The sequence below is a fragment of the Streptomyces sp. NPDC052101 genome (assembly GCF_040680235.1).
Taxonomy (GTDB): domain Bacteria; phylum Actinomycetota; class Actinomycetes; order Streptomycetales; family Streptomycetaceae; genus Streptomyces.
In genome coordinates this window covers 168,399-187,452 of record NZ_JBFAWH010000006.1, presented here as the reverse complement: position 1 = coordinate 187,452, position 19,054 = coordinate 168,399, and the positions used below count along the sequence as shown (strand labels likewise).

Genomic DNA, 19,054 nt, shown 5'->3' with positions numbered 1-19,054 from the left:
GCGGAGGCCGCGACAGCGTCCCGTGCGGTTCTGCTCAGTCCCCGATCTGCCGGCGAACGCGGCGGGAGGGACTGAAGGCGTAGAGGTCCAGGACGGCGGGCGGGTCGGCGAGTCCTGGGCCGCCGTCGCGTACCCAGGCGGTGATGTCGGCGGTCGCCTCTGGGTCGTTGACCAGGCCGAGCCAGACCGGGCGGCCGCCGGCCCGGCGTCCGGTGGCGGAGGGCTGGACGACGAGCACGTTGGCACGTTCGCAGGCGTCCAGGCAGCCGGTGGGCCGTACGTTCGCCACTCCGGACAACGAGGCGCGCAGATCGGTGAGTTGGGCCGCGTGGTCCAGGTCCGAGACCTTCGGCGTGCCGCAGCAGCAGCCCCGGCAGACCGTGACGGTGCAGCGGTCCGCCGTGCCCTGAACGGGGGTGGACCGTCGGGTGCGGCGGGTCACCGGTTGTCCTCCGTGCGGGCCTTGGTCCATGCGGCCTCGCGCAGCAGACGCAGGCCGTTGAGGCCGACGATGACGGTCGAGCCCTCGTGGCCGAGGACACCGAGCGGCAGCGGCAGCGTGGCGACGAGGTCCCAGACGACCAGGCCGGAGATGAACACGGCTGCGATGACCAGGTTCTGCACCACCAGGCGACGGGCCCGGTGGGAGAGGGCCAGCACGGCGGGGACGGTGGCCAGTTCGTCGCGGACGATGACCGCGTCGGCGGTCTCCAGGGCCAGGTCGGAGCCGGCCCGGCCCATGGCGATGCCGGTGTGGGCGGCGGCCAGGGCGGGGGCGTCGTTGACCCCGTCGCCGACGAGCAGCACCCTACGACCGGCGCGCTCCTGTTCCCTGACCGCCGTGACCTTGTCCCCGGGTAGCAGTCCGGCGCGTACGTCGGTGATGCCGGCCTCGGCGGCCAGGCGGGCGGCTGCGCGCCGGTTGTCTCCGGTGAGCAGTATCGGCGGGGTGCCGATGAGCGCGGTGAGGGAGGTGACGGTGTCGGCGGCGTCGGGGCGCAGGCGGTCGGCGATGCCCAGTACGCCCACCTGTGCACCGTCGGCCATGACGAGCACGGCGGTGCGTCCTTCTTCCTCCAGTCCGGCGGCGACGGCCGCCGCGAGGGCGGAGTGGGCGTCGGTGGCGCCGGAGAGGAGTCGGGCGGGGGAGCCGACCGCGACCGTGTGTCCGTCGACGGCGGCGGTCACTCCGAGGCCGGGCGTGGAGGTGAAGTCCTCGGCGGCGGCCAGGGCGAGGCCGCGGGTGCGGGCGGCGTTCACGACGGCGCGAGCCAGCGGGTGCTCGCTGGGGTGCTCGGCTGCGGCTGCGAGCGCCAGCAGCCGAAGTTCGTCCAGACCTGAGCCGGCCAGCGGGCGGATCTCCGTCACGCGCGGCGTGCCCTCGGTAAGCGTGCCGGTCTTGTCCAGAGCGACCGCATCCACCTGGCCGAGGCGCTCCATCACCACGGCGGACTTCACCAGCACGCCGTGCCGCCCGGCGTTGGCGATCGCGGACAGCAGCGGCGGCATGGTCGCCAGCACCACCGCGCACGGCGAGGCCACGATCATGAACGTCATGGCCCGCAGCAGTGAGCCGGTCAGTGCGGCACCGAACACGAGCGGCACCGCGAACACGGCGAGGGTCGCCGCCACCATACCGATCGAATAGCGCTGTTCGACCTTCTCGATGAACAACTGGGTCGGCGCCTTGGTCTCAGACGCTTCCTCGACCATCTGGACGATGCGGGCGATCACCGAGTCGGAGGCGTCGCGTTCGACCTTGATGCGCAGGGCGCCGGTGCCGTTGAGGGTGCCGGCGAACACCTCGTCCCCCGGCTCCTTCACGACCGGGAGCGGCTCACCGGTGATGGTGGCCTGGTCGACCTCGCTCGCCCCGTCCAGGACCCGGCCGTCGGCGCCGATCCGCTCGCCGGGCCGCACCAGGACGGTGTCACCGGCAGTGAGATCGGCGGTGGCCACGCTCTCCTCGCCGCCGTCGTCGCGCAGCCGGGTCGCGGTGGCCGGGGCCAGATCCAGCAGGCCGCGCACCGAGTCGGCGGTGCGCGCGGTGGCCAGCGCCTCCAGCGCACCGGAGGTCGCGAAAATGACGATCAGCAGGGCGCCGTCCATCACCTGGCCCACGGCCGCCGCCCCCAGCGCAGCGACGATCATCAGCAGGTCGACGTCGAGGGTCTTCTCCCGCAGCGCCTGCAGCCCGGCCAGCGCGGGCTCCCAGCCGCCTGCCGCGTAGGCGAGTGCGTACGGCACACCCCAGGCCCAGGTGGGCGCGCCGGTCAGCTGCAGCGGCAGTGCGAACAGGAACAGCACCGTGGCCGCAGCGGCCCAGCGGGCCTCGGTCAGCGCGAACACCTGGGTCCGCCGGCGCGGGGCAGCCTCGGGACGTGCGGCCGCGGCGGGCGCGGGGCGCTCGGTCAGGGTGGAGGACATGACGGAAGAGACCTTCGGCAGGGAGGGGCAAACCAACTCGTCCACCATACAGGTACATATGAAGAGCTCTTCAAGTATCGCTTGTATGATGGCTTCCATGGGCCATGGAGCAGCTCCCGCGAAGAACGCCGTGCCGCGCACCCGCCTGGACGCGGACAGCGCCGCCCGGGTGGCCACCACCCTCCAGGCCCTGGCCACCCCCTCCCGGCTGCTGATCCTCTCCCGCCTGCGGGAGGGCCCCTGCCCCGCCACCGAACTCGCCACCGAGGTCGGCATGGAGCAGTCCGCCTGCTCCCACCAGCTACGACTGCTGCGCAACCTCGGCCTGGTCGTGGGGCGCCGCCAAGGCCGCTCGGTGATCTACGCCCTCTATGACAACCATGTCGCCGAACTCCTCGACCAGGCCGTCTACCACATCGAGCACCTGCGCCTCGGTCTCAGCGACGTCGCCGACGAGGTCCAGGCGGACGGGGTCGCTCTCGGTGTCACGCGCTGATCCGCGTCACAACCGGCGCGCCTTCGGGGGAAGACCAGGTAGACGAGGGTGACCAGGGCGTCAGCGCCGATGAGTGTCGTCGGGAAGTCGAAGAGCCAACGTCGTGATTCTGTCGGACGCGGGTCCGGGCGAGCGGCGTGACCGTGCGCTGCAGCTCGGCGAGGTCGCGTTTGAGCTGGTAGATGCGGCCGACGTCGTGGCCGACCTCCGGGGAGAAGGCGCGGTCTCCGGGGCGGTGATGACGTCGAGGTGCTGGTCGACGAAGCGGTCGGCGATGGCGTGCAGGACGGCTCTGCCGGGCCCTGGGCGAGCCGCTCGGACGGATCGTGGCGGACGGCGGTCCGCAGGGCGAGGAAGAGGGTGTCGTACCGCTCCGGCTCGGGGCGCTGGTGGGCGTTCAGGGGGCCTCGACGGCGAGGGGGTGGAGGTCGAAGGCGCGGGCGACGACTCGGAGCTGGTCGGCGGCGGCCGTCCTCGTGCAGGGCGCAGTCGATCACGGGGACGGGCCGCTGCGGGGTGCTGTCGGCCGCCATGGCTGTTCTCCGAGTCCTCGTGACGGGCAGGTCCTGTCGGCGTGGAACGCCGGTACCATAGTTGCATGGATGCGCAAGAACAGGCGTGGGACGAGGAGGCCGCAGAGCGAGCCGTGGCAGTGCTGAAGGCGGTGGCCGACCCCTCCCGGTACCGGCTGCTCTGGGCGCTGAACGGCCGGGAGCTGCCGGTGAGCGAGCTGGCCCGGATCCTGGGCGCCCATGTGGCCGCTACCTCGCAGCACCTGGCGAAGCTGCGGGCGGCCGGGCTGGTGACCACGCGGCGGGAGGGTACGCGCATCTACTACCGGGCGGCGAGCGTGCGCGGTCTGCTGGAGGAGGTCCAGCTGGTGGCGAGCGCCCGTGACGACGCCTCGGGGCCGGGCGGCACGGCGGGCCAGGAGTCGGCCGCGGCAGTGCCGGAGCAGTCCGTAGCGCGTGGGGCGCTCAGACGACGGCCCGCTTTGGGCTAGGCCCGGGCGGAGTACGGCGCGGACGGGCCGGCTCAGTCGTGGGGCGGGAGGTGGCCGATCTGGTGGTCGGCGGCGTTCAGCGCCTCGTTGACCAGGCGGCCGAGGTGGCCGTGCTTGAGCATGTAGACCATGCGGCGGCCGTCCTTGCGGGTGGCGACCAGGCCGGCCAGGCGGAGCTTGGCCAGGTGCTGGCTGACGGAGGGACGGGCGGCGCCGCACGCCTCGGTGAGCGTGGTGACGTCGGCCTCGCCCTCGGTGAGCTGCTGGAGCAGTGCCAGGCGGGTGCGGTCGGCGAGCAGGGCCAGGATGGCGGCGGCGGTGTCCAGGCGTTCGCCGTTGCGGCCACCGCGGCGAGCAGGGCGGCGAGGACGAAGGCGGCGGCAGCATCAGCGAGCGGTCGGTGCGTCGCTGGAGGGCCCGGGGGAGGAGCAGGGCGGTGACCATGGAGCCGGCACCGTACGCGCCGAGGGCCAGGGGTACGTCGGAGGCGGCCCGGTGCAGGTGGTCGCGGATGTACACGATGGTGTTGACGGTGACCAGGGCGCTGGCGGCGGCCACCGCGAGGTTGAGGACGAGCAGGGCGCGCAGGCGCGCGGTGGCCAGGAAGAGGCGGGTGCCGCGCGTGGCCCGGGTGTAGATGCCCGCGGAGTCCGGGAGGCCGGAAGCGGCGGGCCTGGGGAGGGTGACCGAGGCGACGAGTGTGGCGGAGGCCAGGAAGCCCAGCAGGGTGCCGAAGAAGAGCCGGTTGTAGCTGATCAGGGTGAGCAGGGCGGCGGCCAGCGCCGGGCTGAACAGGCTCTCCAGGTCGTAGGCGAGGCGGGACATCGACAGCGTCTGGGTGTAGTCGCGCTCGGCGGGCAGCACCTCGGGGATCACCGACTGGAAGGCGGGCGTGAAGGCGGCCGAGGCGGACTGAAGCAGGAAGATCAGTACGTACACCTGCCAGACCTCGGTGACGAACGGCAGCGCGAGCGCAACCGCCGCCTGCGTCAGGTCGGTCCCCACCAGCAGGGCCCGGCGGGGGAGCCGGTGGGCGAGCGCGCTGATCACCGGGGCGATCCCGACGTACGCGACCATCTTGATCGCCAGCGCGGTGCCCAGTACCGATCCCGCGTTCGCGCCCGCGATGTCGTAGGCGAGCAGACTCAGCGCGACAGTCGCCAGTCCGGTGCCGACCGGGGCGATGACCTGCGCGGTGAACAGGTGGCGGTAGGTGCGGTTGCGCAGCACCGTCAGCATGGGTCCCTCCTGCCCCAGGAGTTCTCGGTCCCACCAGCCTGCAACATGTGCGCATAAATGCACGCGTTGATTTCATGTGTGGTGATGTCATGCCCGGGTCGGGTGAAGGCGGGGCGCAAAAGGCTGTGGGCTGGGGCGGTGGGCAGGGGCGGTGGGCAGGGCTGCACCCTTGGCCTGCGCGGGAGCTGTCTCGGTGAACTCGCGGTCGCCAGAGGGAAGTTCGTCCGGTGCGTGTGCCGCAGCCGGGTCCGTCAATGCGGCATGCGCCGCCCGCCCCGGTGGGCCGACGCCCTCGCATGCGTCCGCCCGGAACTGTAGTACCGGCTCAGCGGGTGAGGTGCTCCTCCCGGTGTCCGGGGCCCTCGTCGTCCTGGTCCAGGCGGTATTCCTGCGGTTCGGCGTCGTAGGAGTACAGCTCGGCGTAGCGGCCCCAGTCGGTGGCCGTCTCCAGTTGGTGGGTGACCTGTTCGCTGGTGAAGTGGTGGGCCAGGAGGTCGCGGAAGAAGCCGGCGCGCTGGGTGCCGGAGGGCTTCTGGCGCAGACTGCTGGTGATCAGCTTCACCAGCGGGGCGCGCATCACGGCCTCGGCGAAGATCTTCTTCGACTCCTGCACGTCCGCGCTCGCGAAGGCGGTGCCGGTGGCGGTGAGGATGAGGTCGTCGCCGGTGATCTGGGCGAGGCCGAGCAGGTCGAGGGCGTCGACCTGGGGCAGGATGTCGTCGATTGCCAGGCCGAGGTCGTCGGCGAGGTCGGCGAGGTCGCAGCGCTCGCCACGGTGCAGGACCATCTCTGCGAGACCGGACAGGCCGTCCACGCTGGCCCGGGGTAGCGGGGTGTTGGCCGGGGTGCGCTTGTCCAGCTCGATGCCTTCCGCGCGGCCCGGTGTACGGCCCTCCTTCTGGCGTCCGGTCATCGTGCGGTAGACCCGGTCGATGAGGTCCTCGAAGGCGGCCGAGTTACGGTCGCGCGGGCGGTCCAGGCCGACCTCGAAGACCTCCCGGATGGCGCCGTAGGGCCGGGAGCCGAGCACCACGATCCGGTCGGCCATCAGCACGGCCTCCTCGATGTTGTGGGTGACCAGCACGATGGCCCGGGTCGGGAACTGGCCGGACTCCCACAGCTCCATCAGTTCCCCGCGCAGGTTCTCGGCGGTCAGGACGTCCAGGGCGGAGAACGGCTCGTCCATCATCAGTACGTCCGGCTCGACCACCAACGCCCGTGCGAAGCCGACCCGTTGGCGCATGCCGCCGGACAGCTCCTTGGGGTAGGCGGACTCGAAACCATCGAGGCCGATCAGGTCGATGGCTTGCCGGGCGGCGTCCGCGCGTTCGGGGGCCGCTACTCCCTTGGCTTCGAGGCCGAGTTCGACGTTCTGCTGCACCGTCAGCCAGGGCAGGAGGGCGAAGGTCTGGAAGACCATCGCCGTGCCTGGGTTGGCGCCGGTCAGCGGGCTGCCCTTGTAGGTGACGGTGCCGGAGCTGGCGGGTACCAGCCCGGCCAGGCAGCGCAGCAGGGTCGACTTGCCCGAGCCCGACTTGCCGAGCAGGGCGACGACCTCACCGGCGCGGACCTGAAGGTCGATGCCGGACAGGACGGGCAGTTCGCCGTCGGCGCCGGCGTAGGACTTGGTCAGGCCGACGGTCTCCAGCAGTACCTCGCCATCGGTGGGGCGGGCGGTGTCGGTCAGGGGAAGGTTGTTGATCGCCATGACTGGCTCCACATGCTGTTCGACGGGGGAGGTCAGAGGGAGTAGCGCGACTCGGCCAGCCGGTACAGGCGGCGCCAGAAGAAGCGGTTGAGACAGACGACGTAGAGGCTCATCACGGCGACGCCCGCGATCAGCTTCGGAAAGTTGCCGTCCCCGGTGGCGTGGGCGATGTAGGCGCCCAGGCCGGTCGCCGTGAGGGTCGTGCCGCCGAAGCCGACGACCTCGGAGACGATCGAGGCGTTCCATGCGCCGCCCGATGCCGTGATGCCGCCGGTGACGTAGGCGGGGAAGATCCCCGGGATGATCAACCGTTTCCAGCGCTGCCAGCCGGTCACGCCCAGGTCGTCCATGGCCTCGCGCAGGTCGGTCGGGATGGCCATGGCGCCGGCGATGGTGTTGAAGAGGATGTACCACTGCGCGCCCAGCGCCATGAGGAACATGCCGCCGATGTCGATCGTCAGGCCCGTCTTGATGAAGAACCAGACGGCCAGCGGGAAGAGGAAGTTGGCGGGGAAGGAGGCCAGGACCTGGACGACCGGCTGGGCGATGCGGGTCAGCTTCGGCGAGAAGCCGATCTTCACGCCGATCGGCACCCACACCAGCGTCGCGACCGTGACCAGGACGGCGACGCGGGCGAGGGTGGCGAGGCCGAGGAGGAGGGGTTCGCCGAAGACGCCGAGGCCGGTGCGGTCGTGGAGGTAGTGGCCGAGGTCGATCAGGCCCCACAGGATCAGTCCGCCGGCGACGAGGGTGAAGGCGACGTCTCCGGTGCGCTGCCGGGTGCGGTCGACGGCGAGTGGGCGGTCGTCGACGCCGAAGACCCGCCCGGCCCGGTTCAGGGTCTGTCCGGCGGGGCGCAGGGCGCGGCCGAGGAGCCGGGGCCAGTGGGAGCGGCGCAGGAGGTCCAGGACGTAGGAGCGCTGGACCTCGCTGGCTTCCGACTGCTCGTTCTTGAAGCGCTCGGCCCAGGCGGTCAGCGGGCGCCAGAACAGGAAGTTCACCCCGATGACCATGACCGCCATGGTGAGGATGGCCCAGCCGACCTTGCCCAGATGGCCTTCGGCGATCGCGGCGCCGGCGTAGGAGCCGACTCCAGGCAGGGCGTAGTTGGTGCCGCCCAGGGTGACGGCCTCGGAGGCGACGAGGAAGAACCAGCCGCCGCCGAAGCTCATCATGCCGTTCCAGACCAGGCCGATCATGCCGGAGGGCAGTTCCACCTTCCAGAACCGCATCCAGCGCGTGAAGCCGAACGACCTCGACAGTTCGTCGAGTTCGCGGGGGAGCGAGGTGAGCGAGTAGTAGAAGCTGAACGTCATGTTCCACGCCTGGGAGGTGAAGATCGCGAAGATCGACGCACACTCCAGGCCCAGCATCGAACCGGGGAACAGGGCGACGAACCCGGTCACGGCCACCGTCAGGAAGGCGAGGACGGGGACGGACTGCAGGATGTCCAGTGCGGGGACGAGGATCCGCTCCAGGCGGCGGGACTTCGCGGCGGTGTAGGCGTAGACGAGGGTGAAGACGGTGGAGAGGGCCAGCGCCACGAACATCCGCAGCAGCGAGCGGGCGGCGTCGTAGGGCAGCTCGGCGACGCTGGTGTCCACCCTGACGTGGCGGCTCGGGGTGAAGGAGACCGTGGTCCCCTTCCCGACCCGCAGGGCGAGATAGAGCAGCACCAGTACGGCGGCGGCGACCGCCAGGTCCACCCAGGAGAAGTGGGACAGCCGGCCCGCGAACCGCGCGGAGAACGAGGACCGGGTGGCGGGCGTGCTCGTCCTGAACGACATCACAGGAACCTCCAACCGCACGGCACGGCTGGAGCGCGGCACGCGAGCGGTGAGAAAACAGCAGGTGGTGAGGGGGAAAGGGGGCTGCGGGCCGGGGCGCCGACGGGCACCCGCGGGGGCAGCGCGTCCGTCACGGCCGTATGGACCCGGGGTCGTATGAGTCCACGGGTGTTCTGGCCGTCATGTACGGGGGGTGAAGTCAGTGGCTGCCGACGAGGCAGCGGCATGGACTGGGTGGGTCGATGTCGATGTCCATGGGTGCCTCCGTTCGGTTGCGCGGTTCCGGTGGTGGACAGGCGGGTGCCGACAGAGAGTGTGCCGCTTATTGCATCGATGCGCAAATAGCGATCTCGGCGTTCCCGCGCCGGGCGCCAGGCGTCGAGTGGGCGCGGTGGACAACGCTGAGGACGGGGCGGGCGGTCGGCGACCAGGGGTGCCGGGTCGCCAAGTTCACTCTGGAACCCCGTGTTCAGAAGTACCTATAGGCCCGGTCGCTCAGTGACGCTGCCGGGCCGCCTCGACCAGGAGACGGGTGATGTTGGCGGGCAGGTCCAGGTGCCGGTCGATCCACGTGGCGTCTTGCCCGTGCGTGGCGAAGACCCATGCGGTGTAAAGGGTGTTGAGGTTGGGCGCGTCCTTCCCGAGCAGGTACGGGCGTACGTCCTCCATGGGAAAGCCGTACAGCGCGCGTGCCGTGAACCACGACTCGTCGACCGTCTGCGGCAGGCGCAGCCGGGCCTGACGGGCGGCGTTGCGGTGGTTGTGCCACATGGCGGCCACCACGACGAACGTGGCGGTGGCGGCGCCGATGAGAGCCCCGCTGACGAGTGGCCGGTCCCGGGCGGGCGCGGTCGCCAGAGCGGTCATCTCCAGCACGGTCAGCGTGAACACTCCCAGCACGGTGGCTCCCTCGCCCGTGCGCAGGTGAGGCAGGGTCCTCATGACACCCTCTCCCTTCAGGTTCCATCCTGGCCCGTGACCGGACCGTTGCCCTGGGGCCGTGGGACCCCTGTCCGAGCCATGGGACAGAGGGCGCTGCCCTGGTCGTGTCAGGCCAGCGCCCGGGGTCGTTCCCGCTCGGACCCCTCGTCGTCCATGTGCCAGTGCAGGTCGCTCACGCCCGGCTCCAGAGAGAGGCGGGAGATGACCTGTTCCAGCGCGGCGGCGACGTCGCCGTGGATCGTCACGCCGGCGTGCAGGCTGGTGGTCTCGCCCTCGCGGCGGGCGCGCAGCCCGGTGAGGGCGAGCGCGGAGGCGGCCAGGGTCTGCAGCAGCAGGGCCCGCAGATGGGCTTCGGCCTGGCGCTCGCACACCAGGTGCACGGTGGCGCGGACGGTGGCGTCGGGGTCGGTGCCGGCGGCCGGGGCCCGGTCCAGCAGCCGTCCGGCGGGCCGCAGTACCAGGTGGACCGCCAGTACCGCGACCGTGCCGAGTACGGCCAGTTCGAGTCGGCCGGCGGCGGCCAGGACGCCGGCCGCCGCCGAGCACCACAGGGTGGCGGCTGTGTTCAGGCCGCGCACCCCGCCGCCGTCGCGCAGGATCACCCCGCCGCCCAGGAACCCGATCCCGGACACGACATAGGAAGCGACCCGGGTGGGACTGCCCGCGTCCCCGACCGCGACGCTGTAGAGGACGAAGAGGGTGGCGCCGGTGGCGACCAGGGCGTTGGTGCGCAGCCCGGCCATCCGGGCGCGCCACTGCCGCTCGACGCCGATCAGCGCCCCGCAGCCCACCCCGGTGCCGAGCCGGGTCAGGAAGTCGACGGTGGTCAGGGCCTGCATGAGGCACCTCCTTCAGTCGCGGTGCGCACGGCGTCCGCTGCTGGGCTCAGTCGAGGGGTTCGAGGAATTCCAGGCGGTTGCCGACGGGGTCGGTGCTGTAGAAGCGGCGGTGGCCGGGCAGGTTGTCGTCCCAGGTCACCGGGGCTCCGTGGGACGCGAGCCGGTCGGCGAAGGCATCGATGTCCTTCACCCGCAGCCCGGGGTGGGCCTTCGTCGCGGGCCGGAAGGGCTCCTCGATCCCCAGGTGCAGCTGGACGGTCCCGTCCTCGCTCGCGAACCAGGCGCCGCCCCGAGCGGCCAGCACCGGCGGCTTGGGGATTTCGACCAGGCCCAGGGCATCGACGTAGAAGGCCCTCAGGCGGTCCTCGCTCGCGGGCGGTGCGGCGAGCTGGACGTGGTCGAGAGCGACGAGCATGTCGGTGTGCCTTTCGGTGAGAAGGTGGGCGGTGTTCAGCCGCCGAGGGCGACCTCGACGATCTTGATGACGACCAGGACCATCGCGATGAGCAGATAGGTCCGCAGGGCGCCCATGCCGATCTTGCGGGCGGTGGACATGGGCGGCCGGGTCAGGGTCTGAAGCGGCGGCATCCGCCACTCGTCCTTGCCGGTCCGGTCGATCGGGTCCTCCTTGGTGCCCGTGCGACGGCGGGTGAAGGCGTAGCCGGCGGCCAGCACCCCGACGACGCCGCAGGCGGCCATGATGTCGAGGATCGCTTCGGAGGAGATGTCGGGGAACAGCACCGAGGCGGTCAGGATGATCGACAGGCTGACGAGGACCCCGACGACGGCCGAGGTGAAGGCGTTGGTCTTCGGGCCGTTCACCCACGGGCCGAGGACGGCCTTGTCGTTGCACAGCAGCAGGAGGAAGACGGAGGCGGACGGCAGCAGCACCCCGGCCAGCGTCTGGACGCCCTCGGTCAGCAGGCCGAGCGGCGAGCCCGGGATCAGCACGATGGCGGCGGCCGCCGCGACCAGGCCGGCGTAGACGGCGTAGAAGCCCTTCGCGCCGCCCACCCCGCGGTGCAGGGAGTGCTTCATCCCGAGCACGTCACCGATCGCGTAGGCGGTGGACAGCGAGACCGCGAACGCGCCGATGATCGATGCGTCCAGCAGCGCGATGGCGAACAGCACCCCCGCCAGCTTCCCGGCCTTGTTCTCCAGGCCGGTCGCGATGCCCGCGGTGTCGGTGAACTGCCCGAAGCCGTGCGTGCCCGCGAAGGCCGCGGCGGTGAAGCCCATCATGGCCGCGGCCCCGATGACCACCACGACGATGCCGATGACCAGGTCGGCCTTCTCGTACTTCATGAAGCGCGGGGTGATCCGCTTGTCGATGACGTACGACTGCTGGAAGAACAGCTGCCAGGGCGCGACGGTGGTGCCGACGATGCCGATGATCAGCAGCATGACGGTGGACAGCTGGCCGGTGCCGCCGGGCATGTTCGGTACGACGAAGTCACGCGCCATCTGCGAGGCGTGCGGGTGGATCATGAAGTAGATCGGCACCAGCAGCAGCGAGGCCGCGCACAGCGTCATCGCCACCCGCTCGAACCGCTGGAACGACCCCGTGAACGCTGACGCGATGATGATTCCGGCCGCGAGGACCACGGCGGCCACCTTCGGCAGGCCCAGATACCCGGATGCCAGCGTGATGCCGATGAACTCGGTCACCAGCGTCAGCGCGTTCAGCAGGAACAGGTCGATCACGCTGAACGCGCCCCAGAACTTCCCGAACCGCTCCAGGATCAGACGGGCGTGCCCGACGCCGGTGACCGCGCCGAGGCGCAGCACCATTTCCTGGTTGACGTACAGCACGGGCACGAGGAGCAGCAGGGTCCACAGCAGGTGGGTGCCGTAGTTCTGGCCGGCCTGGCCGTAGGTGGCGAAGGCGCCGGCGTCGTTGTCGCCGACCATCACGATCAGGCCGGGGCCGACTATGGCGAGGAGCGTCTTGAGCTTGGCGGACAGGCCGGTGCGGGGTGCGGTGTCGTCGAGCTTGATGGTGCCGAGGGCGCCGCGGATGTCGCCGACGTGCGCGTCGTCGAGGACCGCGGCGCGCGGGGTCTCGGTGGTCTCGGTCACGGTGGTCATGTCATACCTCCCGAATCCCCCCAGAGGGGGAGGTAGAGGGGCACGCGAAAGCCATCCCCCCTGCGTGAGCGCGCAGGACGGCGGCCCGTCACGGCACAGGGCCGTACGGGGCTCGGGACGCGGAGTGGATCCGCGCAGGGGAGGTGGTTACCGCGTGCCGGAAGAATGCGAGGACAAGCGGGTCAGGGGCCGACTGTGGCCCGGACTACTGCTACTGCAGTCCATGTCTCTCGCCTCCTTCCGGCCGGGGACGCGACTTGTGCGCGTCAGCAACGACTCGGCAAGGAGTAACCCGGTCCGTACGACCGGCTCACCCCAACTCGTCAGAGCTTTGGCACTCCACGGCGTAATCCCCTTGCGAGGGAAGCCACTTGGCCTCACCCCTTGGGCCGGGGAGAGGTGTCCTGACCCTGGGCGTCTCTCGAAGTCGTGGGGTCAGTGGCCTGTGTCCGTGAAGACGCCTCACCGAACGAGGTGCCCTTTTCAAACCTCCATGAGTCTAGCCCCCTACTTGCGCATGAACGCAAGTTCTTGGCGGAGTCTTGACCGGCGGCCGACCGTACATGTAGAGGCGGGCGCAGTCCTCGCCAACCGCACCGCGGCGCGAACGAGTGATCGATACGGTGAGCCACGTGCGGGTCGACCTGCACCCGCTCCCGACGCTTTCACGAAAGGTGCGACAGCATGTCTGAGGCGCGACACGTGCCCGAGAGCAGCACTCTCGCTGAGGTGGTCTCCGTTCCCGTGGGCCGGGTGATCGGCGGCCGGCCGGAGATCCGGGACGACGACTGGGGCGGGGAGACGGCCGTCATCCGCCTGGACGCCACCCGCTTCACCTCCGACGCGGTGGCCGGCCTGGACGCCTTCTCCCACCTGGAGGTCGTCTACCACTTCGACCGAGTCCCGGTGGAGAAGATCGAGTCCGGGGCCCGTCACCCCCGCGGCAACACCGACTGGCCGCAGGTCGGCATCTTCGCTCAACGCGGCAAGAACCGCCCCAACCGGCTCGGCGTCTCCCGCTGCCGCCTGATCGAGGTCGACGGACTCGATCTGCACGTCCAAGGGCTGGATGCGGTGGACAGCACTCCCGTCCTCGACATCAAGCCCTACATGACCGAGTTCGGCCCCCAGGACCCGGTCACACAGCCCGCCTGGGCCACCGCTCTTATGTGCGGGTACTACTGACCGGCTGTTCCCCCTCTGCCGGGTTGGAGGAATTCCAGGCGGTTGCCGACGGGGTCCTGGCTGTAGAAGCGGCGGTGGCCGGGCAGCGTGTCGTCCCAGACCACCAGGGCATCGAAGGCTTCGAGGCGGGCGGCGAGCGAGTCGATGGCCTGGACGCGCAGGCCGGGGTGGGCCTTCGCGGACGCCCGGTACGGGGTCTCGATGCCCAGGTGGAGCCGGACACGGCCGTCGTCGTCGCTGAACCAGCAGCCCCCGCGGGCGGCATGAAGGGCCGGCCCGGGGACTTCTACGAGACCGAGCGCGTCGACGTAGTAGGCGCGCAACAACTCCTCGCTGCCCAGCGGGGCGGCCAGCGCGATGTGGTCGACTGCGGTGATCATGCCGGACCTCCGGTCAATGGTCGGTGACGTCAGTGACGGGTGTGCCAGATCGCTTCGAGGCGCCGTACGCCGTCCGGACTGGCGGTCATCTGCCAGTGGGCGTACGGCCGTTGCCGGACGGCGCCGACTGTCACCCGGCGGACCGGGGCGTCGAGCGCGTGGAGCACGGGCTGCTCCAGAGGGCTGTCGGCGAGACGGCGGACGATGCCGACGAGTACGTTGCGCAGGGACTGCCGGGCGCCGTGCGAGCGGATGCCCGTGGGGCGCGGAGGGTGGTGGGCGAAGACTGACATGGGGGATTGCCTCCGCGGAGTGCGCTCGGGCACGGCTTGACGGCCGTCCGCGCGCAGGGGCGGGACGGGTGCGCCGGCCCAGAGGTAGGGGCTTGGGGTGGGGTCGTGTCAGGGATGTGTCGCGAGGTCGGTGATGTGCTGTGCGGCGTTCAGCGGAAGGCCGGTGAACTCGGCCAGCCAGGCAGGTCGGTGGCCCTGCCGGGCGAGGATGTGGGCCAGGTGGACGCGCGGTTCGTAGGTCCCGCATCGGCCCTCGACGCAGGCCGGGAGGTCGAGCAGATAGGTGCGTTCGACGCCGTCGTCCAGGGTCAGCCGGACCCGCGGGCAGATACGGCCGGGCGGGCAGGGCGCGGGGGTGAGGTTGCCGGGGAGGCGCATAGTGGTGCCCTCCTTTGTGAGGGGCGGGAAGCTAGCCAAGTAGCCCACATCTCCAGGGAAGTTGGGACCTCGGGGTAGAGGGGGCCATGCCGCCGAGCCGAGGGTGTGCGCCCGTAACCGGCGTGGCCTTTCGGACTGTTGGCGCCCAGAGCCCGCGATCGAGGGTTGCGGAAGACGATCTCCGTCGGCCCGCCTTCGGCCTCGACTGTCGCGCCGGCGTTTCAGGGCGGTGATACGACTCCGGTCAGATGCGCGGGAGAGTGCCCGGATGTGGGGCCGGACTATGACCGGGGCTGCAACTGCTGTCCATGTCCGCCCCCTTCCGATCCTGGCGCGAGGTGAGACCCGTGCGGTTCGCTGGTTGGCTGCCTGGGCTTCGTCGCAGCGTGTCGCTTCGGCACGGTCCGCCGCCATGCTGGCCCACTCATACTTGCACATCCATGCAACAAGGGCAATGTCGCCCCTCGCCATCCGGCCGCGACCGCCGGTTTCCGGCTCGCCCCCTCAGGCGAGCAGTCCGCGCCCGCCTGTCGCCCGGTAGTAGATCCACACGGTAGTAGATCCACGTGCCCTCCTGCCTTGTGGTCACCAGCCCGGCGGCTCGGAGCCTGCCCAGGTGCTGCGACACCGCGGCGACGTGGGCGCCCGGCGGCCGAGCCGGCTCACCCGTCGGGAGCCCATGGCGGATCAACACCCACAGCAGGGGCAGGTGTGATGGGTCGGTCACGGTCCTGGCGCCGCCACCGCATGCTTCGCGGCCTCCGCGCCCCACGCCTATCCTTGCGTGTCCACGCAACTAGCGTGCGGGGCCCCGCTTCCGGTGGGGCGCCGTGAGCCGGCGCCAGGGCGCCAGCGCGCTGTCCGTGACGAACTCGTCCGCGTGCTCGCCCGTGACCAGGCAGGCCACGCACCCTGCCACCGAGACGGTGTGGTCGGCGAAGCGCTCGCTGCCACCGAGCCGGAGCCTGAGACGGTCACAGTCCCTTAGCCGCGAGGGAAAGCGCAGGCCATGGAGGGGAAGGGCGGACCGGCGGGGGCGTATCCTTAACACGGTTTGACAAGACACCTCGTTCGGTGAGGCGTCTTCACGGACACAGGCCACTGATCCCACCCGTCGAGAGACGCTCCGGATCAGGACAGGTCTCCCCGGCCCAAGGGGTGACCCCAAGTGGCTTCCCCGCGAGCGCGGGGACACGCCGTGGAGTGCCAAAGCTCTGACGAGTTGGGGTGCGCCGGGCCGAGTCGCCCGGTTGCCCCTTGCCGTATGGCCGCAGCGTCGCACGCGGCCGGGACCGGGAGGAGGCGAAAGTGGACAGTAGTCCGGGCCATAGTCGGCCCCGATCCCCGTTGTTCTCGCCGTCCTTCCGCGGTCCGGGGCAGCCTCTCCTCTCTCACTGATCCGACCCGCCCGTCCCCGTCGTAGGCCCGCCAGGGCGCGGCGTGCGCACGTGTGCTGTGGCATCGGTGGCATCGGTGGCGGCGGAGGTGCTGCCGCGCCCGCTTGCCGCCCCGTCATGCCGGGGCAAGGGGGTGTTCATCTTGTCCGTCAACACTCTGCTCATGTCCACCTCGGCCCGTCTGCGCGACCGCCGGGTCCACCTGGAACGCCGCGCCACCGCCTCCAAGGCCGTCCGCACCTCACTGGTCTCGCTGGCGGGGCTGATCGGCGGCCCGGTCACCAACCAGGCCGGCGACGAGGTCGGCCGTGTCGTGGACGTCGTCGCACGGCTCTACGGAGCGGACTCCTATCCGCCGGTCACCGGACTGATCATGCGCATCGGCCGACGGCGCACGTTCCTGGCCGCGGACGCCATCAGCAAGGTGAATGCCGGGCAGGTGAGACTGCGCACCGCCCGCGTGGACCTGCGGGACTTCGTACGGCGCCCCGGCGAGGTGCTCCTGTCCAAGGACGTCCTCGACCACCAGCTGGTCGACGTCGACGGCGTCCAGGTCACCCGTGCCGCCGACCTCTACCTGGCGCCACTGGTCGACAAGGTGGTGCTCGTGGGAGTGGACGTGTCCCTGCCCACCCTGCTCCGCCGGCTCGGCCCGCGCCGCTGGCAAGCCCGCCCCACCCCCGAGCGGGTGCTCGACTGGCAGGCCATCGCCCCCTTCGCCGAGCAGGCCACCGAGGGCCCGGCCGAGGTGCGGCTACGCGCTTCCCGGGCGGCGCTGCACCGGCTGCGCCCGGCCGATCTCGCCGACATCCTCGAAGACCTCGGCCGCAATGAGCGCCAGCAGCTGCTGGACTGGCTGGAGCCGGAGCAGGCCGCCGACGCGCTGGAGGAGATGGAACCGGCCGAGCTGGAGAACCTGCTGCGCGAGGCGGCCCCCGAGCACGCCGCCCGGCTGGTGGACGAGATGGAACCGGACGAGGCCACCGACGCGCTGCGCGACCTCGCCCCCGAGGAGCGCGAGGCCCTGCTGCGCCGTATGCCCAAGAGCGAGGCGGCGGAACTGCGCCGACTGCTGACCCACCGGGAGGGAACGGCGGGTGGCGCCATGACCACGCTGCTGGTCACTGCCCGCCAGGACGAGACGGTCGCCGAGGTGCGCGGTCGGCTGGCCGAACAGGCTGAACACCGTACCGAGATCGATGCCGTGGTCGTCGTCGACGCCAAGGGCCATGTGCTGTGCGACATCTCCCTGTTCGACCTGGCGGTGGCCGATGACACGGCCTCGGTGGCCGACGTGGTGGCCTGGCTCGGTCAGTTCGGTCCGCCCGTGGTCGTGCGCCCCGACATCGGCCTGGCCGAAGCCGCCAACCAGCTGGTGGCGGCCCGCGCCTCTTCCCTTCTGGTGGTCGACGACACCGACCGCGCGATCGGCCGGATCCTGGCCGACGACCTGCTCGACGCGATGCTGCCCGAGCGCGGGCGCCTGCACTTTAGGAGGTTCCTGCAGTGACCCGCGACCCGGACACGACCACCGAGCCCACCGCCCCCGCCGCGGCGCCGGTACGACGCACCGGCTGGCGGCGCATCACCATGGTCGCGGCGATCGCGGGCCCCGGCCTGGTCGCCGCGAACGCCGGAAACGATGCGGCAGGCATCGCCACCTATGCCTCGGCCGGCTCCCAATTCGTCTACGGCACCCTGTTCTTCATGGTGCTGGTCACCATCGCCCTGGTGATGGTGCAGGAGATGGCCGTCCGCCTCGGCGCCCACACCGGCAAGGGCCTCGGCGCGCTGATCCGCGAGCAGTTCAGCCTGCGCCTGACCGGGCTGGCCGTCTTCTGCCTGCTGCTGGCCAACACGGGCTTGGTGGTGAGTGAGTTCGCGGGTATAGGCGCGGCGTTCGAGCTGCTGGGCATCCCCAAGTGGGCGGTGATTCCGCCGGCGGCGATCCTCCTGTGGGCGTTGGTGTTGTTCGGCTCCTACCACTGGGCCGAGCGCATCTTCCTGATCATGTCGCTGGCGTTCTTCGCCTACCCCATCGCGATGATCCTCGGCCACCCCGACTGGGGCGCCGTCGGCCACCACCTCATCGTCCCGCACATGGAGCCGCACAAGGACTTCATCCTGCTGGCGGTCGCCCTGATCGGTACGACGGTCAGCCCGTATATGCAGTTCTACGCCGCCGCGGGCGTCGTAGACCGGGGGGCCAAACCGGCCGACTACCCGCTCATCCGCACCGACGCCATCCTCGGCGCCGTCTTCGCCTGCGTCATCAGCCTGACCATCATCATCGCCACGGCCTCCGCCATCGGCGGCACCGGCCCGCTCGACTCCGCCGCCCAGGCGGCCGAGGCCCTGAAACCGGTCGCCGGCCAGAACGCCGAGCTGCTGTTCGCGCTCGGCCTGATCGGTGCCTCCGCCCTGGCCGGAGCGGTCGTCCCGCTGTCCGCCAGCTACGCCGTAGGAGAGGCGGCGGGTGTGGAGCGCTCGGTCTCCCGCAGCTTCCGTGACGCCCCGCTGTTCCTGGGCCTGTTCACCGCCCAGATCGTGCTGGGCGCCACGGTCGCGATGACCCCGGTGGACGTCATCCAGCTGCTGATCGGCACCCAGGTCCTGCAGGGCCTGATCAGCCCGATCGTCCTGGTCTACCTGCTGGTCCTGACCAACCGCCGCTCCGTCCTCGGCGACGCCGCCAACGGACCGCGCTACCGCATCGCCGCCACGGCCGTGGTCGTCGGCGTCGCTGCCATGTCCACCATCCTGCTGGTGCAGACGGTGCTCGGCTGGTTCAGCCTGGCTTGACCCCGGGGACACGGCGCACCGTGGGACACCACGGTTCCCGTGGGTGGATAGCGTGACGCATATCTGATGACGCATGTAAGAACCCGCGCA

17 protein-coding genes, 1 pseudogene and 2 riboswitches are annotated in these 19,054 nt (G+C 70.9%); of the genes and pseudogenes, 5 read left to right on the top strand and 13 right to left on the bottom strand.

The features are described 5' to 3' along the window. Nucleotides 1-34 precede the first annotated feature (34 nt). Both AB0L75_RS14190 and AB0L75_RS14185 read right to left on the bottom strand, forming a co-directional pair. Nucleotides 35-442: a (2Fe-2S) ferredoxin domain-containing protein gene (locus AB0L75_RS14190; RefSeq protein WP_365180269.1), complete on the bottom strand. Its 408-nt coding sequence runs from the start codon at nt 440-442 to the stop codon at nt 35-37. Then, nucleotides 439-2,427 (bottom strand): heavy metal translocating P-type ATPase, encoded by a 1,989-nt coding sequence (locus tag AB0L75_RS14185; RefSeq protein ID WP_365180266.1) that lies wholly within the window; start codon nt 2,425-2,427, stop codon nt 439-441. The genes AB0L75_RS14190 and AB0L75_RS14185 overlap by 4 nt, the downstream gene beginning before the upstream one ends. A gap of 97 nt (nt 2,428-2,524) precedes the next feature. Between AB0L75_RS14185 and AB0L75_RS14180 the strand changes: the two genes are divergently transcribed. Both AB0L75_RS14180 and AB0L75_RS14175 read left to right on the top strand, forming a co-directional pair. Further along, a complete protein-coding gene (locus AB0L75_RS14180; protein ID WP_365180263.1) occupies nt 2,525-2,923 on the top strand; it encodes a metalloregulator ArsR/SmtB family transcription factor in 399 nt (132 codons plus the stop codon). 598 nt (nt 2,924-3,521) lie between these two features. Then, on the top strand, nt 3,522-3,926 hold the full coding sequence (locus AB0L75_RS14175; protein WP_365180260.1) for a metalloregulator ArsR/SmtB family transcription factor: 405 nt from the start codon (nt 3,522-3,524) through the stop codon (nt 3,924-3,926). 32 nt (nt 3,927-3,958) lie between these two features. Here AB0L75_RS14175 and AB0L75_RS14170 read toward each other — a convergent pair whose 3' ends face one another. The 8 genes and pseudogenes from AB0L75_RS14170 to AB0L75_RS14135 all read right to left on the bottom strand — a co-directional run bounded on the left by AB0L75_RS14170 (nt 3,959) and on the right by AB0L75_RS14135 (nt 12,529). Beyond that, complete coding sequence (locus tag AB0L75_RS14170; protein ID WP_365180628.1) at nt 3,959-4,252, bottom strand: metalloregulator ArsR/SmtB family transcription factor; 294 nt, start codon at nt 4,250-4,252, stop codon at nt 3,959-3,961. 52 nt (nt 4,253-4,304) lie between these two features. Further along, nucleotides 4,305-5,165 (bottom strand): annotated as a pseudogene (locus tag AB0L75_RS14165) (MFS transporter); the annotation flags it as partial. Nucleotides 5,166-5,490: 325 nt separating this feature from the next. Beyond that, nucleotides 5,491-6,873, bottom strand: coding sequence for a nitrate/sulfonate/bicarbonate ABC transporter ATP-binding protein (locus AB0L75_RS14160; RefSeq protein WP_365180257.1), 1,383 nt, complete (start codon nt 6,871-6,873; stop codon nt 5,491-5,493). Between the two features lie 32 nt (nt 6,874-6,905). Then, a complete protein-coding gene (locus AB0L75_RS14155) occupies nt 6,906-8,660 on the bottom strand; it encodes an ABC transporter permease subunit (RefSeq protein ID WP_365180254.1) in 1,755 nt (584 codons plus the stop codon). Between the two features lie 495 nt (nt 8,661-9,155). Then, nucleotides 9,156-9,602, bottom strand: coding sequence for a hypothetical protein (locus tag AB0L75_RS14150; protein WP_365180251.1), 447 nt, complete (start codon nt 9,600-9,602; stop codon nt 9,156-9,158). A 107-nt stretch (nt 9,603-9,709) separates the two neighbouring features. Beyond that, on the bottom strand, nt 9,710-10,441 hold the full coding sequence (locus tag AB0L75_RS14145) for an MgtC/SapB family protein (RefSeq protein ID WP_365180248.1): 732 nt from the start codon (nt 10,439-10,441) through the stop codon (nt 9,710-9,712). A gap of 46 nt (nt 10,442-10,487) precedes the next feature. Further along, nucleotides 10,488-10,856 (bottom strand): VOC family protein, encoded by a 369-nt coding sequence (locus AB0L75_RS14140; RefSeq protein ID WP_365180245.1) that lies wholly within the window; start codon nt 10,854-10,856, stop codon nt 10,488-10,490. Nucleotides 10,857-10,891: 35 nt separating this feature from the next. Further along, on the bottom strand, nt 10,892-12,529 hold the full coding sequence (locus AB0L75_RS14135; RefSeq protein ID WP_365180242.1) for an NRAMP family divalent metal transporter: 1,638 nt from the start codon (nt 12,527-12,529) through the stop codon (nt 10,892-10,894). A gap of 307 nt (nt 12,530-12,836) precedes the next feature. Then, nucleotides 12,837-13,010, bottom strand: a riboswitch (M-box (ykoK) riboswitch). A 203-nt stretch (nt 13,011-13,213) separates the two neighbouring features. Here AB0L75_RS14135 and AB0L75_RS14130 point away from each other — a divergent pair. Then, nucleotides 13,214-13,714 carry an SAM-dependent methyltransferase gene (locus tag AB0L75_RS14130; protein WP_365180239.1) on the top strand — a complete coding sequence of 167 codons (501 nt, stop codon included), beginning with the start codon at nt 13,214-13,216 and terminating at the stop codon, nt 13,712-13,714. On the opposite strand, the gene AB0L75_RS14125 is transcribed toward AB0L75_RS14130, so the two are convergent. The 3 genes from AB0L75_RS14125 to AB0L75_RS14115 all read right to left on the bottom strand — a co-directional run bounded on the left by AB0L75_RS14125 (nt 13,708) and on the right by AB0L75_RS14115 (nt 14,765). After that, the gene (locus AB0L75_RS14125; RefSeq protein ID WP_365180236.1) at nt 13,708-14,094 is read right to left on the bottom strand and encodes a glyoxalase; all 387 of its coding nucleotides are present in this window, start codon (nt 14,092-14,094) and stop codon (nt 13,708-13,710) included. The genes AB0L75_RS14130 and AB0L75_RS14125 overlap by 7 nt on opposite strands. Nucleotides 14,095-14,123: 29 nt before the next feature. Beyond that, complete coding sequence (locus AB0L75_RS14120) at nt 14,124-14,387, bottom strand: hypothetical protein (RefSeq protein ID WP_365180233.1); 264 nt, start codon at nt 14,385-14,387, stop codon at nt 14,124-14,126. Between the two features lie 108 nt (nt 14,388-14,495). Continuing rightward, nucleotides 14,496-14,765 carry a hypothetical protein gene (locus tag AB0L75_RS14115; RefSeq protein WP_365180230.1) on the bottom strand — a complete coding sequence of 90 codons (270 nt, stop codon included), beginning with the start codon at nt 14,763-14,765 and terminating at the stop codon, nt 14,496-14,498. Between the two features lie 1,059 nt (nt 14,766-15,824). After that, nucleotides 15,825-15,999, top strand: a riboswitch (M-box (ykoK) riboswitch). Between the two features lie 305 nt (nt 16,000-16,304). On the opposite strand from AB0L75_RS14115, the gene AB0L75_RS14110 reads away from it, so the two are divergent. After that, nucleotides 16,305-17,672: a CBS domain-containing protein gene (locus tag AB0L75_RS14110; RefSeq protein ID WP_365180227.1), complete on the top strand. Its 1,368-nt coding sequence runs from the start codon at nt 16,305-16,307 to the stop codon at nt 17,670-17,672. After that, complete coding sequence (locus AB0L75_RS14105; RefSeq protein ID WP_365180224.1) at nt 17,669-18,964, top strand: divalent metal cation transporter; 1,296 nt, start codon at nt 17,669-17,671, stop codon at nt 18,962-18,964. The genes AB0L75_RS14110 and AB0L75_RS14105 overlap by 4 nt, the downstream gene beginning before the upstream one ends. Nucleotides 18,965-19,054 lie beyond the last annotated feature (90 nt).

Excerpts from the sequence above, each read along its gene's own strand:
- AB0L75_RS14135 (WP_365180242.1), bottom strand. The coding sequence starts at position 12,529 with ATGACCACCGTGACCGAGACCACCGAGACCCCGCGCGCCGCGGTCCTC.
- AB0L75_RS14145 (WP_365180248.1), bottom strand. The coding sequence starts at position 10,441 with ATGCAGGCCCTGACCACCGTCGACTTCCTGACCCGGCTCGGCACCGGG.
- AB0L75_RS14180 (WP_365180263.1), top strand. The coding sequence starts at position 2,525 with ATGGGCCATGGAGCAGCTCCCGCGAAGAACGCCGTGCCGCGCACCCGC.
- AB0L75_RS14155 (WP_365180254.1), bottom strand. The coding sequence starts at position 8,660 with ATGTCGTTCAGGACGAGCACGCCCGCCACCCGGTCCTCGTTCTCCGCG.
- AB0L75_RS14150 (WP_365180251.1), bottom strand. The coding sequence starts at position 9,602 with ATGAGGACCCTGCCTCACCTGCGCACGGGCGAGGGAGCCACCGTGCTG.
- AB0L75_RS14125 (WP_365180236.1), bottom strand. The coding sequence starts at position 14,094 with ATGATCACCGCAGTCGACCACATCGCGCTGGCCGCCCCGCTGGGCAGC.
- AB0L75_RS14175 (WP_365180260.1), top strand. The coding sequence starts at position 3,522 with ATGGATGCGCAAGAACAGGCGTGGGACGAGGAGGCCGCAGAGCGAGCC.
- AB0L75_RS14115 (WP_365180230.1), bottom strand. The coding sequence starts at position 14,765 with ATGCGCCTCCCCGGCAACCTCACCCCCGCGCCCTGCCCGCCCGGCCGT.
- AB0L75_RS14185 (WP_365180266.1), bottom strand. The coding sequence starts at position 2,427 with ATGTCCTCCACCCTGACCGAGCGCCCCGCGCCCGCCGCGGCCGCACGT.
- AB0L75_RS14130 (WP_365180239.1), top strand. The coding sequence starts at position 13,214 with ATGTCTGAGGCGCGACACGTGCCCGAGAGCAGCACTCTCGCTGAGGTG.
- AB0L75_RS14160 (WP_365180257.1), bottom strand. The coding sequence starts at position 6,873 with ATGGCGATCAACAACCTTCCCCTGACCGACACCGCCCGCCCCACCGAT.
- AB0L75_RS14120 (WP_365180233.1), bottom strand. The coding sequence starts at position 14,387 with ATGTCAGTCTTCGCCCACCACCCTCCGCGCCCCACGGGCATCCGCTCG.
- AB0L75_RS14140 (WP_365180245.1), bottom strand. The coding sequence starts at position 10,856 with ATGCTCGTCGCTCTCGACCACGTCCAGCTCGCCGCACCGCCCGCGAGC.